The sequence below is a fragment of the Kaistella sp. genome, from assembly GCF_032060305.1.
Lineage (GTDB): Bacteria > Bacteroidota > Bacteroidia > Flavobacteriales > Weeksellaceae > Kaistella > Kaistella yananensis.
This window is the reverse complement of record NZ_DAMBHK010000059.1, coordinates 14,359-15,729: the sequence shown is the minus strand read 5'-3', so window position 1 is coordinate 15,729 and position 1,371 is coordinate 14,359. Positions and strand designations below refer to the sequence as shown.

Below are 1,371 nucleotides of genomic sequence, written 5' to 3'. Positions count from 1 at the left end.
CATTATCTCTTTCTATTACGCCGGGCAAAAGTTCTGTGTTGGCAAAATCTCTTGCAGCCTGCTGAATCATTAACTGTTCTTCAGATAAATTAAAGTCCATAAAGTATATAAATTGTTTGCCTGTAAATCTACAATTTTTCTAAAAATTAAAAAAACTAAAATCCCGTGGTTTAAATTATTCATGAATAAATGAGATTACAATTCTATATGCCGGGAATAATGTTTATTTTGTAGAAAACTTGTAACAATTAACAGAATATTGTCTGTTTGAAATAAAAATGATATTTTTACGATAATCAATATTATTTATCCGTAACATTACCAGAAATACTCATTAAACAAAAAAAATATGACAATAAAAAGGATTTTCGATTTTGCGCGCCATGCTTTGGAAAACTATCCTCAGGACGATATGTTTATCACAAAATACCATGGGGAATGGCAAAAAATTTCAACAAAAGAATTTGTTGACCAGGGAAATAAAATATCCCGCGGATTACTGAAACTGGGAATTAAACCAAGTGACAAAATCGCCCTCATTACGACAGCAACCCGTACAGAATGGGCAGTAATGGATTTCGGAATTTCTCAGATCGGGGCAGTCTCGGTGCCGGTTTATCCTACGATTTCGCCCGAAGATTACGAATTTATTTTTAATAATGCAGATGTACAGTACTGTTTTGTGTCAGACCGCGAACTGCTGGATAAAGTGAATAAAATTAAACCCAATGTGTCTTCATTGAAAGGTGTTTTTACATTTGATCAGGTAGATGGTGCAGCCAACTGGAATGAAATTTTGGATCTGGGCAGCGATGAAGCAACCCAAAGCGAGGTAGCTGATCTCAGCAACAGCATCAATACTGAAGATTTGGCAACGATTATCTATACGTCCGGAACTACCGGAAAACCAAAAGGCGTAATGCTTACCCACCACAATATTGTGGCAAATGTACTGGCTTCAGACCCCAGAATTCCACGGGTTAAAGGTCTTCAGAATACCGAGATCAGAATTTTAAGTTTCCTCCCGATCTGTCATATTTTCGAGAGAATGCTCTTCTATCTTTATCAGTATAATGGCTATTCTGTGTATTTTGCTGAAAGCATTGATAAAATGGGCGACAACATTAAAGAGGTGAAACCGCACATCATGTCTGTAGTACCAAGACTGATCGAGAAAGTTTACGACAAGATTTACGATAAAGGAACCAGCGCCGGCGGAATGAAATCTAAAATCTTCCTTTGGGCTCTTGGAGTAAACAAGGCCAAGCAGAATATTGGTAAACCATCCGGATTAATGGAGATGATTGCGGATAAACTGGTATTCTCTAAATGGAGAGAAGGTTTGGGTGGAAACATCATCACGTTAGTCTC

General features: G+C 37.3%; 1 protein-coding gene. It reads left to right on the top strand.

The window, feature by feature from the left end; genetic code table 11:
* Positions 1-349: 349 nt before the first annotated feature.
* The coding region (locus V5N63_RS08865; RefSeq protein ID WP_332033658.1) for an AMP-dependent synthetase/ligase at positions 350-1,371 on the top strand (1,022 nt) is incomplete at its 3' end.